Genomic DNA, 14957 nt, shown 5'->3' on the forward strand with positions numbered 1-14957 from the left:
CCTGCCAGCAGGAGGCGACAGGTTCGACGATGGCGGTGTTCTTCGGCAGGTGACGCCGCCACCACACAGCGACCTACGGTTGTCGGGACGCCCGAGGTGATTCTCCCCAAGTGGGTTTGGTCATCCGATTCTTGGCACCACCGATCAGATACGGACTCTCCCGTGAGACGGGGTGTCGAAGGTTACAGCGTCAATGCCAGGGTGGCCGTTCGGGCTGGTGAAGTTGAAGGTAATGCCCTCTACCTCGTCGGGGATCGTCTCTCCGAGCCAGTCCTCAACGCGCTGCCGCGACCCGGACACTTCGACCGAGGTCAGCGTGATGTTGCCGGTCAAGGAAGAGGGCAGCAACTCGGTCGGGGAGGTCCACTTGATGAAGAAAGGCAGCTGTGGGTCAGCCATCAGGCCCTTGATTCCAAGCTGGCGCCACTCAAGATGACGGCCATCGGGGAAGGTGCGCTGTCCGGGTACCGCTTGGCGGTTGAGACGCTTTTCGTAAGGGGCGAGATCGTCGACGGAGACGGCCCACCCCATCCATCCTCCGCCTTGTTCCTGGCGTGCCCGCACGGCTTGCCCGAATACCGCCTTCTCGGCTGCGGGGTGATCGAGTACCTCCACAACCTCGATATAACGCGGCCCAGCCAGCGGTAAAATGCGGTTACGGGTGCCAAAGCTCGGATGGACTCCGCCGTTGAGGAATGAGGTCCCTAGGATCTCGCCAAGGCGAGCGGCGTCCTCATCGAGTCCTGCGGGGCTAGCGGCGAACATGAGATGGTCGACGTGCATGGCAGTATTGTCCTCTTTGTCCTTCCTATGATGAAATCCGCCCCCCAGATCGTTGCAAAGAAGCGGCTGCCGGAGGGAATGTGGACACGTTGCGGAATCCTTGGGTCTTCGCACCTCAGCTGCACCACGGGAGGCCTAATCGCAATCACCACGCGGTCACCAGCTACCCCCTCACGGGCGAAGAGCCGGATTCTTTGGTACGTGGCACACTGCTAATACGGCACGCAACGCTGATATCAGGCGCAGTGTTGATACGAGACACAGTGCCGACCTCGACAAGGTAAGTTGAGTACGTGCCTGACAGCGGATCTGACAATCCCTCGACCACGGCTGGTTCCAGTGCTCCTCGCGTGACGTTATCAACGACCTCGGTTTATCCCGAGTCGACCGCCGACGCCTTCGCTCGAGCTAAAGCCATCGGTTATGACGGGGTGGAGCTCATGGTTGGCATTGACCCGGTTGCCGCCGATGTCGACCGGATTGCCGAGTTGTCAGCTGAGCATGACGTCAAAGTGTGGTCGATTCACGCCCCATGCCTGCTCGTCACTCCGAACGTGTGGGGTATCGACCCTTGGGGCAAGCTGGATAAGGCTGCCGAAGCCGCCGGACGACTCGGCTCCCAACTCGTCGTCGTCCATCCCCCTTTCCGTTGGCAGCGAGATTACGCGAGCCGGTTCGAGGAGGGTATCGCCGAGCTCAATGAGAAGTACGCCCCGCTGGTTTTCGCGGTAGAGAATATGTATCCCTGGCGTACCCCGGCTGGACGTTTCGCCGCTTACCTACCTGATTTCGACCCTACGAAGCTCAGTTACGACCACCTTGTTCTGGATCTTTCCCACGCTGCCACTGCACAGATGGATTCCCGGAAGTTCGTTGACTTGTGGGGGCCGAGGTTGCGTCACATCCACCTGACTGACGGTTCCGGCACTTTCAAAGACGAGCACCTTTTGCCTGGCCAGGGCAATCAGCACGCCTGGCAGGTCGTTGAGCAAGCGGTAGCCGGCGGGTTCAACGGGGACATCGTCTTGGAAGTCAATACCCGCAAGCTCGAGGGGGCTGGGCAAGGTTCCCGTTTCGAGGCATTGTCCGAGGTCTTGATACAGACCCGGATGGCCGTTGATCGTGGCATCTTCGCGCGTCATGACTCTCAGGTGGGTCAGGAGAGCCGTCAGTGACCGAGAATCGACACGATTTCCGAGGTGGCGCTCTGTTGACATCAGGTCGGCGACTCGCCATGCGCCTGGCGATGGACCCGACCATCGCACAGCAGGTTTCCCGGTCGCGGCTAGCTCGCGAGATTGCTACCACCTACGTCGCAGGAGAGGACGTCGAAACAGCCATTGGCAAGGCCGCCGATCAGGTGCTCAAGGGTCTGGAAGTCAGCCTGCACCCCCTTGACCCCGACGCCGTAGACGTGGCCCAAGCTCGACGAGTGACGGCAGGGCTGTGCACAGTGATTGAGAAACTCGGTTCCAACCCGGCATTCAACGGCCATAGTGAGGTCTCGATCAGTCTCGCGGCTCTGGGGCTGCGAGTTGACGACGGTCTGGCCCGGGACAACGCCCGCCAGATCTGCCATATCGCCCGCGACAACCATGTCGCCGTGACAGTGGACGACGAGGGACCCGACATCCACGACCAGTCTCACCGTATCGTCATGGAGTTGCTTGACGATTACGACAGCACCGGCATTGTCATCCAGGCAGCTCGGCACGACTCCCTCACCCAGGTGAGAGAACTGGCGGCCCCTGGGCGGCGTATCAGGCTGTGCAAGGGCTCCTATACCGGCCCTCGATCAGTCACCCTGATTCGTCCTCATGACGTCGATCTGAGGATGGCGGCGTGCCTGCGTGCCCTCATGGTCGGTCCCTCGACGGTCATGCTGGCCAGTCACGATCCCGTCTTCGTCGCTCTTGGCGAACAGCTCATGGCCAGCCTGAATCGTCCGCTGGAATTCCAAATGTTGCAAGGGATTCGGCCCCTGGAACAGCGCAGGCTGGTCGATGTTGGCCACCAGATGAGGGTTTATCTGCCCTATGGCCATGATTGGTACCGATACTGCACTCGCCGGATTGTTGAGAGGCCGGGGAATATCTGGCTGTTTGGCAGGTCCCTGGTGGAGAGGCGGTGACGATGTGGAATGGCACGGGTGTCGTCCCTACCGACTGTGAGGAGACCCCGAGGCGGGCAAGGAATCGCCGCGTGAACCGGCGGCTGTTGTGGGAGACGATCTTCGTCCTGGCCATCAGCCTGGGACAGTCCGCGTGGTACTCGATTCTGCAAATGATTGAGAGGCTCACCCGCGGGATTCCGATACACCAGCAGACATCGACGCTGAATTCTTCGGTGACCCCCGAGCGACCGTGGCTCGATCTGCTCTACCAGGTGTCTGACATCATCTTTGGCGTTGCACCAGCCCTGTTGGCGCTGCTTTTGCTCGCCCAAGTCAAGCCGCCTCGCACGGGCGTTCGCCGCGCCCTCGGGTTGCGAAGGTCATGGGGGCACGACGTCGGCGCTGGTGCCATCCTGGCCCTCATCATCGGTATCCCCGGCCTCGGCTTCTATCTCGCCGCTCGTGCTCTGGGTATCAACACCACAGTTCAGGCTTCCCAGCTCCAGCACACCTGGTGGACGGTTCCGGTGCTTATCGGGCTGGCCATCATGAATGCGGTTCTGGAAGAGACCGTCATGGTTGGCTACCTCTTCACACGGTGGCGTCAAATTGGGTGGTCAACAACGGTGGTTATCGTCGCCTCGGCCGTCATCCGGGGTACCTACCATCTGTATCAAGGCTGGGGTGGTTTTCTCGGCAATATCGTCATGGGCCTATTCCTAGGATGGGTGTTCTCAAGGAGTCGTCGGCTCCTGCCCCTCATCGTCGCCCACTCCTTCCTCGATATCGTCTCCTTTGTCGGTTACGCTTATCTGGCTGGTCGCGTCAGCTGGCTGTAAGCCATTCGGACACCGGCGGACGTGTCGTGATATGCCCCCTACCATGGGTGGCATGAAGCTTGGAGTCTTCGGAGCCACTGGACAGGTCGGCCGGGTTATGCGCACCTTGCTGGCAGAGCGCCGTTTCCCCGCTGACGAGGTGAGGTTCTTTGCCTCTGCCCGTTCAGCTGGTCAGAAGTTACCGTGGGGAAACGGCGAGGTCGTCGTCGAGGACACCGCGACGGCTGATTTTTCCGGCCTTGACATTGCCGTCTTTTCCGCAGGTGGTGGCACCTCTCGCGAGTTCGCTCCCAAGGTGGCTGCTGCCGGGGCTGTTGTCATTGACAACTCTTCAGCGTGGCGACGCGACCCCAACGTACCGCTGGTCGTCAGCGAGGTTAACCCTGAGGACATCGCCAACCGTCCCAAGGGGATTATCGCCAACCCGAACTGTACGACGATGGCTGCCATGCCGGTGCTCAAACCCCTGCACGACGCTGCTGGCCTAACCCGTCTTGTGGTCGCCACCTATCAGGCTGTCTCCGGGTCGGGTATCGCCGGGGTGCGCGCCCTCACCGAACAGACCGCAGCTATCGACGACCCCTCCGCGCTGGCCTTGGACGGCAGTGGAGTACCGGTCGATGATCTGGGACCCTACGTCGCCCCGATCGCCTTCAACGCGGTCCCGGTCGCTGGCAACTTCGTTGATGACGGCACCGGGGAGACCGACGAGGAGCAGAAGCTGCGTAACGAGTCCCGCAAGATCCTTCACATCCCGGATTTGCTGGTCGCGGGCACTTGCGTGCGAGTGCCGGTATACAGCGGACACGGGCTGGTGGTACACGCGGAGTTCCGTGACGACCTGACCCCCGAGAAGGCCACCGAGTTGTTGCAGAAGGCCCCTGGGGTGAAGGTCGTTGACGTTCCGGACCCCCGCTCAGCTGCCGGAACTGACCCCTCCCTGGTTGGGCGTATCCGCGCCGATCAGTCTGCTCCAGCCGGCAAGGGTCTGGTGTTGTTCTGCACCGCTGATAATTTGCGCAAGGGTGCTGCCCTCAACGCCGTGCAACTGGCCGAGTTGGTAGCTGCCGAATGAGCGGGAAGGTAGCAGTCCTGGGCTGCGGGACGATGGCTGGAGCCCTCATTGGAGGGCTCATCGACGCCGGCACGCTCAAGGCAGACGACGTTGTGGCGACGGCGCGCTCAGAGTCTCATCGTGACGAGATCGCCACGACTCTGGGCGTCAAGACCACGCCTGACAACGCTGAGGCTGTTCGGGGCGCTGAGCTGGTCATCCTCGGCGTCAAGCCCTATGCGGTCGTTGAGGTGCTTGAGGACGTGTCGGATTCTCTCTCCGACGACGCGATCGTCGTCTCTATCGCTGCTGGAGTGACCACCGAGACATTGCTCGCCGCCTGGCGCGGTGCGGTTGTCCGCGTCATGCCCAACACCCCCGCTCAAGTGGGTAAAGGCGCGTTCATCGTCAGCCCTGCGCCAGGTGCCCAGGAAGCTGGTGAGAAGGTGGTCGAGCTGTTGAGGACGGTTGGCACGGTCGTCGAGGTGCCGGAGAAGCTCCATGACGCCGCCACGGCTGTGTCGGGTTCCGGTCCGGCCTACGTCTTCTTGATGGCCGAGGCGATGATTGACGCCGCCGTCGCGATGGGGTTGCCGCGCGATCAGGCGAGCCAGCTGACCGTCGCCACCTTGGCAGGTTCGGCGGAACTCTTGGCTGCAGGTGAGCACCCGGCGGTGTTGCGTTCCAAGGTGACTAGTCCAGGGGGGACGACTGCGGCCGCGCTGGCCGAGCTGGAAGCCGGGGGAGTGCGCACAGCCTTCGCTCATGCGATGACAGCGTGTCGAGACCGTGCCAGCACGCTGAACTAGGACGAGCAGCTGGGTCGAGCGTCACATCACAGATGTGGCAGATGACAACAGGGACTTCCGGTGAGCCGGTCGTTGGGAGAATCTGCGGAATTGACGTCGGCTACGTCGTTTTGGCTCGATTGCAGATCACAGCGTAAAGTAACCCGCTGTCCGCTTTGTCGGTGGATGAAGAGCTTCGTACCCGACTGGGTGCACCAAACTTCCAGTCCCAACGAAAGAGGTTGACCGTGGGATCCGTTATCAAGAAGCGTCGCAAGCGCATGGCGAAGAAGAAGCACCGCAAGCTGCTCAAGAAGACACGTATTCAGCGTCGTCGCGCCGGCAAGTGACGTTCTGGGCGGTTGTGGATGTGGCGACGACATCGACATGACACGGCTGCCCCTTGTAGTGGTGAACCACAGCCCCTCGACCCGCTGGTCGAGGGGCGTCTCGTCGTTGTCACCCGCCGGGGCTGTCATCTGTGTCATGAGGTCATCGAGCTCGTTGCACAGCTGAGACAGAATGACCGCGATCTCGTGCCGGAACCGAAGGTTATTGATGTCGACACTGATGAGGGCCTTCGCTCCCGCTGGGGTGACCATGTTCCGGTGACGTTCGTCGACGGCACCCTTATTGCCTACTGGACTCTTGACGCTGAGACCCTGATGTCGGCCTTGCGTGATGGGCCGACTCGTCCTGCGGTGCTGCCGTGACAGCTGAAATGTTCAACAGGCGGGATAGTTGTGTCGTTCCTCACAAACCGGGCATTATTGACTACGATACTCAATATTTGAGAACGTCGCCCGACACGGCGGCAGACACCGGAAGGACTCCAGATGACTGACGAGGCTCCCCAGCCGACTTCTCAGCCGGCCGGTGATCTGGGTACCGCGTCGGCTCAGGCTCGGGTGCAATTTGTGGGCACTGGCCCGGGAGATCCGAATTTGTTGACCTTGAGGGCCGTCGACGCTATCAATCGGGCCCAAGTCATCGTCATCTCATGTCCCGGTCACCGTATTCTGCTCGGCAGTGATTTCTTGAACCTGCGCCCCGACGTCAGGATCGTCTCGGCTGGCGGTGCTGACGAAGAGGCAAATGTGGTGCCCGGAACCGGTTCACCCAGGCCGGTCGAGGTCGACGAATACTGTGCTGACACCACTGCTGCCATTATCAATGCGACATCTCAAGGACTTGAGGTCGTCCGTCTGGTCAATGGGGACCCCTTCCTCGACGGAGATATCAGCGCGGAGGCTGCCGCTGTTGCGCGCGCCGACCGTGACGTCGATGTGGTTCCCGGAGTGACTGGCATGACCGCAGTCCCGGAGTATGCCGGACTGACACTGCACGGTCATGACGTTCAGCTCGTCGGTAACGCTGCCTGCCAGCGTGACGTCGAGGGTAACGGATCGGTGTGGTCGGCCAACGGGCTCATTGTTGTCAACACCTCGGCCGATCGGATCAAGGAAGTCGTCGAGCACGCCGTGGCGTCTGGGCGCAGTAAGGACGAGCCGGCAGCCCTGATCTGTCGTGGCGCAACGACTCAGCAGACCACCTACACCACCACTCTTGGCGAGTTGCCGCGCACCGCCAAGGGCGCTCGACTAGCAGACGACGAGTCGATTCATATTGCTATCGGCAAGGTCGTCGAGGCCCCGGCCCGCGAAGAGCTGGATTGGTATGAGTCCAAGCCGCTGTTCGGCTGGAGCATTCTTATCCCGCGTACCCGAGACCACTCCGCGACCCTGCCGTCGCGGCTGCAGAGTTATGGTGCCCACTCCCTTGACGTACCGACGATCTCGATGGAGCCACCGCGCACCCCACAGCAGATGGACAAGGCCATTCGCGGCCTCGTCGAGGGACGCTACGAGTGGGTCGTCTTCACCTCTGCCAATGCCGTGCGTGCCGTCTCAGAAAAGCTGGAGCAGATCGGTCTGGACACCCGCGCATATTCGGGTTTGCGGATCGCTGCCATCTTCGACTCGACGGTCAATGCCCTGGCCGAGCAGGGAGTGCGAGCCGACCTTGTGCCCTCCGGGGAGCAGTCCACCCGTGCCCTGGCTGCAGTGTTCCCGGCCTTCGATGACGTCCTTGACCCCATCAACCGGGTCTTCGTGCCCCGTGCCGACATCGCCACGGAGTCGCTATCGGCCAGCCTGTCCGAGCTGGGCTGGGAGGTTGAAGATGTCGTCGGATATCGCACCGTGCGCGCCGCCCCACCGCCAGCCGAAACTCGCGAGGCCATCAAGACCGGCAAGTTCGACGCCGTTGTCTTTACCTCCTCGACGACTGTGCGCAACCTCGTCGGTATTGCCGGTAAGCCGCACAAGCACACCGTCGTCGCTGCAGTGGGTATGCGTACGGCTGAGACCTGTCGGGAGCATGGCTTGACCGTTGACGTCATTGCTCCGGAGCCGACCGCCATAAGCCTGGCTGACGCCCTGGCCGATTTTGCCGCGAAACGTCGTGACGAGATGGTTGCCAACGGCCTGCCGGTGGTCCGTCCTTCCCAGCGCAAGCGTCGGGGTCGTCGTCCGTCACGCTAACCCAGTCTCATGACGTAGGGTCATGAGCAGAGGCGGGTTCTTCGGCCCGCGAGGTATCGGAAGGGGACACGATGGGTGCCACGACAACCGTCCACCTGTTGCGCCACGGCGAGGTCGACAACCCGACCGGGGTTTTGTACGGATGTATGCCCGGATATCACCTGTCGGCGCTGGGGCGTCGGATGGCAGCACGCGCCGCCGAGCACTTCGCAGGTACCGAGCTGTCTGCTCTGGTGAGTTCGCCGTTGGAGCGCGCTCAAGAGACGATGGCTCCCATCGCCGCGCTCTACCCGCAGCTTGAGGTGCGCATTGATTCCGACGTCATCGAGGCGGCCAATGTCTTCGAAGGTCAAGTCTTTGGCAAGGGCAACAAGGCCTTGCGTAACCCCCGAAACTGGCGTCATCTGTCCAACCCATTCACCCCGAGCTGGGGAGAACCTTACGTCGATATCGCCGAACGGATGACTCGGGCGATCCTGCGTGCGGCACAAGAGGTTCCCGAGGGCGGGCAGGCCCTCATCGTGTCCCATCAGCTGCCGATCTGGATTGCACGTTGCGCAGCTGAGGGACGACGTCTCCCTCATGATCCACGATCCCGGCAGTGTACCCTCGCCTCCGTGACGAGCTTCGGGGTGCTCGACGGTCGAATCGTGCGTGTCGATTACTGCGAGCCTGCTCGTGACCTCATTCCTGCCAAGGACCGTCGAGCCAATATCTCCGCAGGCGGTGCGCCGGAGTGAGGACTCGGTTTATCGCTATCCTCGCGGCGGTAACTCTCGTAGTGGCTGGGGTATCGGCGTGCTCATCGACCTCGGCCAGCGATGACAAGGGTTTCGCGGCTGGGGACGGATCTTGGTCGAAGGTCGCCGCCGACAAGCGTGAGCCTGCCCCCGTCCTCACTGGCAAGGACCTCGACGGCAAGGAGATCAGCACCGCTGACGCCAAAGGTAAGGTCACCGTCATCAATGTGTGGGGTTCTTGGTGCGCGCCCTGTCGCCACGAGGCCCCAGCCCTGGTCAAGGCTGCCGATCGAACCAAGGACGTAGCCGCGTTCTACGGGATTAACACCCGGGACTTGAACCGAGAGCCGGCCCAGGCGTTCTCTCGAGCATTCCAGGTCACCTACCCGAGCTTCTACGACCCAGACGGGGCCATGCTGCTCAAATTCACCGAGCTGCCTCCCAAAGCCATCCCGTCCACCCTCGTCATCGACCGCAAAGGACGTTCTGCCGCTCGATTCCTGGGAGAGGTGAGCACTGCCACCCTCGTCCAGGCGATTGATGACGTTGCCAAGGAGAGCCAGTGACGCCCCTCGACCTGGGGTCCTGGGCGGTAGGAACACTGACGGGATCAATGGCCGGGGCGATCCCGGTGGCGGTGTTTGCCGGTCTGCTGTCCTTCTTCTCACCATGCGTCCTGCCGCTGGTACCTGGCTATCTCAGCTATGTGACGGGCCTGGGTGCGGCCGACATCATCGAGGGACGACGCCGTGCCCGTACCGTGATCGGCACCGTCCTTTTCGTGGTGGGGTTCACGATCGTGTTCGTCGCCACCGGAACTGTCATCGGCAGCCTTGGCCGGGCACTTATGGGCCATCGGCGAGCGATTGAGATTAGCGTCGGAGTCCTGACGGTCCTGCTGGGCGCGATGTTCGCCGGTTTTGTCCCGCTGGGGCGACGCGACGTGCGGATTCACCGTCTGCCACGGGCAGGATTGGCGGCTGCCCCAATCCTGGGAATCGTCTTCGGGTTGGGCTGGACACCGTGTATCGGTCCGGCCCTCTCCGTGGTTTACGGGCTGTCATTGACTGAAGGATCAGCAGTTCGCGGCGCGGTGCTGGCTACGTGTTATTCGTTGGGTCTGGGAATCCCGTTCGTTGCTGCCGCCGCAGCACTGGTGTGGATTGGCCGCACGATCGACGCCGTGCGTGCTCACCAACATCTCGTGCAGCAGGTCGGGGGAGTGCTCATGATGGCCATCGGTGTGCTCTTGGTCACCGGGTGGTGGGAGTCGATGATGGCGGTGGTGCGAACCTGGGCAGCGAAGTTCGGGGCGATGATCTGATGGGTGATTGCGTGAAAGACGGGAAAGTGACCGACTCAAAGAGCGCAACCTCGGCCCGAAGGGGCCTTGGTTTCCGCGCACTTATGCGGTGGTTGTGGGGTCAGTTGACGAGTATGAGGACGGCCCTCATCCTGCTGTTCCTATTGGCGTTGGCGGCTATTCCGGGTTCGCTGGTGCCGCAGAGTGCCAACAGCGCGATGAAGGTTTCCGACTTTGCCGCCACTCACCCCACCTTGGACCGGATCTACCGACCGTTGGGGATGTACCACGTCTACACCTCGGTGTGGTTCTCGGCGATCTACCTGTTGCTATTCATCAGCCTCATCGGCTGTATCGTCCCGCGCATTGTCAGCCACGTGAAGGCGCTGCGCCGACAACCTCCCCGAGTCCCTGCGAGACTGGATCGCCTGGCGGCTTACGCCTCAACGACCACGACCGATTCCGCTGAAGAGGTCGGTAAGCGTGCCCAGCAATGGTTGAAGTCCCGTCACTACCGGGTTGTCGTTGACGACGACGGCTCCATCCGTGCTGAGGCAGGTCGTCACCGCGAGACCGGTAACCTCATCTTTCATGTCTTCCTCGTCTTCCTGCTCATCGGGGTGGGATGGAATACCTTGTGGGGGTTCAAAGGAACATCTGTCGTCGTGGAGGGGCAGGGGTTTTCCAACAACATCACTCAATACGACGAGTTCAAAGCTGGGGCGATGGTCAACACCGACAATCTGTCCCCGTTCTCGATGAAGCTGCGGAAGTTCACAGCCTCTTTCGAAACCGGAGAGGTCCAGCGCGGTGCTGCTCGCAGTTTCGACGCCACCGTTGACCTGACCGTTGACGGCAAAACCGAAACTCGCGACGTGCAGGTCAACCATCCGTTGCGGGTCGGTTCGACCAAGGTTCATCTGCTGGGCCACGGGTACGCTGCTGACGTTCTCGTGCGTGACGGGAATGGCAAGGTGGCGTATTCCGGGCCAGTGGTTTTCCTGCCACAGGACGGCAATTTCACATCCGTTGGCGTCATCAAGGCTCCTGACGCTCGCCCGGACCGACTGGCCTTCCAGGGATTCTTCCTACCGACCGGTGCGATCACTGCTGGTGGACCGACCTCCCTGTTTCCCGACGCCCTCAACCCGCAGCTTTACCTCACTGCCTGGTACGGCAAACCGGCCGTCGAGACGGGGGTGCCGTCGAACGTATACACCCTCGACACCACGGGTATGACCCAGGCGACCGACGGCAAGGAAAAATCCCGGTTCGTGTTGTCTCCCGGGCAGGGATACGAGCTACCTGGTGGCAAGGGGACAATTCAGTTCAACGGATGGCAGCGCTGGGCAAAAATCCAGGTATCGCAGACCCCCGGTCTCCCGCTAACCTTCCTCTCGGTGCTGCTGTCTGTGGCGGGCCTGTGCTTGAGCTTGTTTTCTCGGTCCCGACGAGCCTGGGTGAGGACCACTCCGACCGATGACGGCCTGATCGTGGAAGTCGGTGGCCTGGACCGCAGCGACTCGCGATCTGGGGCAGTCGACGACGTCAACTCCCTGTTGGCAGCGGTGTGTGAAGATAGCATGTCTGGCGACACCAAGGAGGACGAGTCGTGAGCGTGGAGAATCTGTCGGCTGTCGGTATCGTCACGGCAGCGGTGCTTTACATGATCGCCTTCCTTGCGCACGTGGTGGAATGGGCGAGTGTGCGCGGGAGTGAGCACCCCAGCGACAAGGCGCAGTTGCGATCGGAGACATGGGGCCGAATGGGTCTCAACCTCACCGTCCTGGGCGCTGTGTGTGCAGCCATCGGTGTTGTCTGCCGTGGTATTGCTGCTCACCGGTTGCCATGGGGCAATATGTACGAGTTCGTCACCTCGGCCCTTCTCTTCGTCGTCATTGCATACCTGGTGCTTGTTGCCGTGCGTCACATCAGGTGGATGGGTATTGCCGTCACCTTGCTGCTCGCTGTGGGCAATGGGTTGGCGGCAACCGTGTTCTACGTGGCAGTGGCACCTCTGGTGCCAGCTCTGCACTCCGTGTGGTTTGTTATCCACATCGTTGCGGCATGTATCGCTGCTGCGGCGCTCAACGTTGGTGCTATCGCGTCGATCATGTACCTCGTCTCCATGAACGCTCAGGCCAGAGTCAATCGCACCGGGGTCCCCGTCAAGGGAGTGCTCGCAAAACTTCCCTCCCTGGAGTCCATGGATACTCTGGCCTACCGAGCCCACGCGATTGGCTTCCCGATCTGGACCTTCACCATCGCCGCTGGCTCGATCTGGGCTGAGTACGCATGGGGACGTTTCTGGGGCTGGGATCCCAAGGAGACCTGGTCCCTGGTGACCTGGGTGGTCTACGCCGCCTATCTACACGCGCGCTCCACGGCTGGTTGGCGCGGGCGCCCGGCCGCCATCATCGCGATCATTGGGGTGGCCTGTTTCTGGTTTAACTTCATCGGCGTGAACCTTATCTTCAACGGGTTGCACTCCTATGCCGGTATCTGACATGGGTTCCTTCTTCGAATCCCGCGACGAGTGGCTTCCCCAGCTTTATCAAGACAAGTGGGACGTCTTCGTCAAGCTGGCCACCTTGGTCTTGGCAGACCAGCAAGCCGCTGAAGACGCGGTCGCTGCAGCCTTTGTCACCAGCTATCGACGCGACCCGCAACTGCATTCCTATCAACACGCGGTGACGTACCTGGGCACTGCCGTAGCCAACAAGGTCAGGGGACGACAGCCGGCGGAACGAGACACCACCCCTCCTCGCGACCCTGAGGAGTTGGCGTACTGGTGTCTGCGGGGGCTGTCGGCCCGGCAGCGACAAGCATTGATTCTCAAACTCGCGACAGTGGATCTGTCAGACGACGAGATCGCCGACACTCTGGGTATGAGCGTCCACGGCGTTCGCAATAACGAGGCGAAGGCCCTCACCACTATCGGAGAGACCTTGCGCCCTGGTTCCCACACGAATCCCGGCCAAGCCGATCCTCGAGTTGAGGCAGTCGTGCGCTCGGCTCTAGGAACCATCATGGAATCGATTCATCCGAATTCCCGCTATGACGACATCACCTCCCAGATTTCCCGGCAACCGCGTCGTCCCGCCAAGTGGATCGTTGCTTTGGCTTGTCTGGTTGCGTTGGGTGTGGGCATTGCGTTACCGCTGCTGGGTTCACATGACAGCTCGACGACAAGTAATCCGCAGCCGACACCGGTCGCTCCGACCCCGCAGATCAGTGACAAGTCGTTGTCGACGATCCAGACCGGTCTGGAAGTCTTCTACCTCGGTCGCGAAGATGGCCTCGTCCATCGTGAATTGCGTGACTTGCCGACCCTCGGCGACCGGTTGGGTACGGCTGTCGGAGCGGTTCTCAACGTCGCTCCCCTTGACCCGAACTACACATCAGGATGGGCAGCTGGCCAGGTGAATCGGGCGTCGGTTACTGGGAATCGCATTACTCTTGACCTGTCGGCCTCCGCCTTTGACCAGTTCCAGAGCGGTGACCAGGTGAAACGAGCCGTTCAACAGCTCGTTGTCACCGCGACGGAGGCCGTTGGCGACCGCACCGGCAACAAGTCGGTACGCATTCTCATTGATGGCTCGCCTAACCTGCCGATCATTGGAAAACCTGCTGCAGATTTCGTCGATCAGGGGCTTGCCCAGTGTGCTCGAGTGTGGGTCGACTCGCCGCAGGCTGGCGCGACTGTGCCGGTCGGCAAGGTCGCCATCAGCGGCCTCGCCCAACCCACAGTCTCAGTGATGACCTATGAAGTGAAATCCCCGCGAGGCGGTCAGACCATCACCAGCGGGCAGATCAACATATCGGCTGCTGACGGTGACCAGTGGCGCCCCTGGAGCGCCACCGTCACCATGCCCAAAGGGGAGTATGGCGTGGTAATCCGGGAGGGAAACCGAGTCGTTGACAACAAGGTTGTCACCGCCAAGTAGCGCTACTGGTCAGACAAGTAGCGGTGCCAGTCAGACCGTGAGGAGTTTTTCTGCCTCTGCCATCACCAGACGAGGGGGCAAGTGGGGTGCCAACCCAGCGACGGCGCGGTTGATGAACCCGTCAATGGTGTAGGGACGATGACGAGCCAGAGCGTCAAAAGCGGTGCGCACCACATCATCAGGCTGGCGACGTGTTCCGGCTGCCATCTGTGGCACACCGGCCACATCGAAGAATGCCGTCTCCGTCGGCCCCGGACAGATCGCTGTAACACGCACTCCGGTGCCATTCGTCTCAGCCCACAGCGCTTTCGTGAAAGACAGCACGAAGGATTTGGATGCTGCATAGGTGGCGAACTGGGGGATGGGCTGGAACGCGGCGGTAGAAGCAACGTTGATGATCGAGCCCTGCTTTGCTGCGATCATGCCGGGCAGCAGCAGCCCGCACAGGTGGACGACAGCCTCACAGTTGACCTCCACCTGAGAGGTTTGACGTACCGGGTCCGTTTCGGCAATTCGGCCAGCCGCGCCGAACCCAGCATTGTTGACGAGGGTGTCGATGACAATGCCACGCTTGGTGACGTCCTCCACCAGGGCCAACCGCTCAGACGCCGAGGCAAGATCACAGGGGTGAACAATGGTACGAATCCCATATCGAGTCGTGAGGTTGGTGGCGAGATCGTCGAGGACGTGTTGGCGGCGTCCAGTCAAGACAAGATTGACCCCGCAGTTGGCCAAGTATCGGCTGAATGCCTGCCCTAGTCCACCACTGGCCCCGCTCACCAGTGCCCACGGGCGTTCGTCGCGAGTTGCATCCGTGTCAGTCATGCCACAAGTGTTCCACGTAACC

Annotated in this window: 16 protein-coding genes; 14 read left to right on the top strand and 2 right to left on the bottom strand. The window is 61.5% G+C overall.

What is annotated here, in order from left to right:
• Positions 1-144: 144 nt before the first annotated feature.
• On the bottom strand, positions 145-783 hold the full coding sequence (locus Q4B98_RS07105; protein ID WP_303196435.1) for a VOC family protein: 639 nt from the start codon (positions 781-783) through the stop codon (positions 145-147).
• 350 nt (positions 784-1133) lie between these two features.
• Here Q4B98_RS07105 and Q4B98_RS07110 point away from each other — a divergent pair, with 350 nt between their 5' ends.
• The 14 genes from Q4B98_RS07110 to Q4B98_RS07175 all read left to right on the top strand — a co-directional run bounded on the left by Q4B98_RS07110 (position 1134) and on the right by Q4B98_RS07175 (position 14110).
• Complete coding sequence (locus Q4B98_RS07110; protein ID WP_303196575.1) at positions 1134-1958, top strand: sugar phosphate isomerase/epimerase; 825 nt, start codon at positions 1134-1136, stop codon at positions 1956-1958.
• Between the two features lie 59 nt (positions 1959-2017).
• On the top strand, positions 2018-2914 hold the full coding sequence (locus Q4B98_RS07115; protein ID WP_303196576.1) for a proline dehydrogenase family protein: 897 nt from the start codon (positions 2018-2020) through the stop codon (positions 2912-2914).
• Positions 2915-2916: 2 nt separating this feature from the next.
• Complete coding sequence (locus Q4B98_RS07120) at positions 2917-3735, top strand: CPBP family intramembrane glutamic endopeptidase (RefSeq protein WP_303196577.1); 819 nt, start codon at positions 2917-2919, stop codon at positions 3733-3735.
• Positions 3736-3778: 43 nt separating this feature from the next.
• On the top strand, positions 3779-4810 hold the full coding sequence (locus Q4B98_RS07125) for an aspartate-semialdehyde dehydrogenase (RefSeq protein ID WP_303196436.1): 1032 nt from the start codon (positions 3779-3781) through the stop codon (positions 4808-4810).
• Positions 4807-5598: a pyrroline-5-carboxylate reductase gene (proC, locus tag Q4B98_RS07130; protein ID WP_303196437.1), complete on the top strand. Its 792-nt coding sequence runs from the start codon at positions 4807-4809 to the stop codon at positions 5596-5598. Before Q4B98_RS07125 ends, proC begins: the two co-directional genes overlap by 4 nt.
• A gap of 227 nt (positions 5599-5825) precedes the next feature.
• Positions 5826-5927 (top strand): AURKAIP1/COX24 domain-containing protein, encoded by a 102-nt coding sequence (locus Q4B98_RS07135; protein WP_002550589.1) that lies wholly within the window; start codon positions 5826-5828, stop codon positions 5925-5927.
• 18 nt (positions 5928-5945) lie between these two features.
• Complete coding sequence (locus Q4B98_RS07140) at positions 5946-6290, top strand: glutaredoxin family protein (protein ID WP_303196438.1); 345 nt, start codon at positions 5946-5948, stop codon at positions 6288-6290.
• Between the two features lie 123 nt (positions 6291-6413).
• Complete coding sequence (locus Q4B98_RS07145; protein WP_303196439.1) at positions 6414-8120, top strand: uroporphyrinogen-III synthase; 1707 nt, start codon at positions 6414-6416, stop codon at positions 8118-8120.
• A 71-nt stretch (positions 8121-8191) separates the two neighbouring features.
• Positions 8192-8860 carry a histidine phosphatase family protein gene (locus Q4B98_RS07150; RefSeq protein ID WP_303196440.1) on the top strand — a complete coding sequence of 223 codons (669 nt, stop codon included), beginning with the start codon at positions 8192-8194 and terminating at the stop codon, positions 8858-8860.
• Positions 8857-9426, top strand: coding sequence for a TlpA disulfide reductase family protein (locus tag Q4B98_RS07155; protein ID WP_303196441.1), 570 nt, complete (start codon positions 8857-8859; stop codon positions 9424-9426). Before Q4B98_RS07150 ends, Q4B98_RS07155 begins: the two co-directional genes overlap by 4 nt.
• Before the next feature lie 47 nt (positions 9427-9473).
• Positions 9474-10184: a cytochrome c biogenesis CcdA family protein gene (locus Q4B98_RS07160; protein WP_303196578.1), complete on the top strand. Its 711-nt coding sequence runs from the start codon at positions 9474-9476 to the stop codon at positions 10182-10184.
• Complete coding sequence (locus Q4B98_RS07165) at positions 10184-11779, top strand: cytochrome c biogenesis protein ResB (RefSeq protein WP_303196442.1); 1596 nt, start codon at positions 10184-10186, stop codon at positions 11777-11779. The genes Q4B98_RS07160 and Q4B98_RS07165 overlap by 1 nt, the downstream gene beginning before the upstream one ends.
• Positions 11776-12669 (top strand): c-type cytochrome biogenesis protein CcsB, encoded by an 894-nt coding sequence (gene ccsB, locus Q4B98_RS07170; protein ID WP_303196443.1) that lies wholly within the window; start codon positions 11776-11778, stop codon positions 12667-12669. Before Q4B98_RS07165 ends, ccsB begins: the two co-directional genes overlap by 4 nt.
• On the top strand, positions 12656-14110 hold the full coding sequence (locus Q4B98_RS07175; RefSeq protein WP_303196444.1) for a GerMN domain-containing protein: 1455 nt from the start codon (positions 12656-12658) through the stop codon (positions 14108-14110). The genes ccsB and Q4B98_RS07175 overlap by 14 nt, the downstream gene beginning before the upstream one ends.
• Positions 14111-14140: 30 nt before the next feature.
• Here the strand turns inward: Q4B98_RS07175 and Q4B98_RS07180 are convergent, their stop codons facing one another.
• Positions 14141-14935 carry an SDR family oxidoreductase gene (locus Q4B98_RS07180; protein ID WP_303196445.1) on the bottom strand — a complete coding sequence of 265 codons (795 nt, stop codon included), beginning with the start codon at positions 14933-14935 and terminating at the stop codon, positions 14141-14143.
• Positions 14936-14957: the final 22 nt, after the last annotated feature.

This window comes from Cutibacterium sp. (genome assembly GCF_030525615.1).
Lineage (GTDB): Bacteria > Actinomycetota > Actinomycetes > Propionibacteriales > Propionibacteriaceae > Cutibacterium.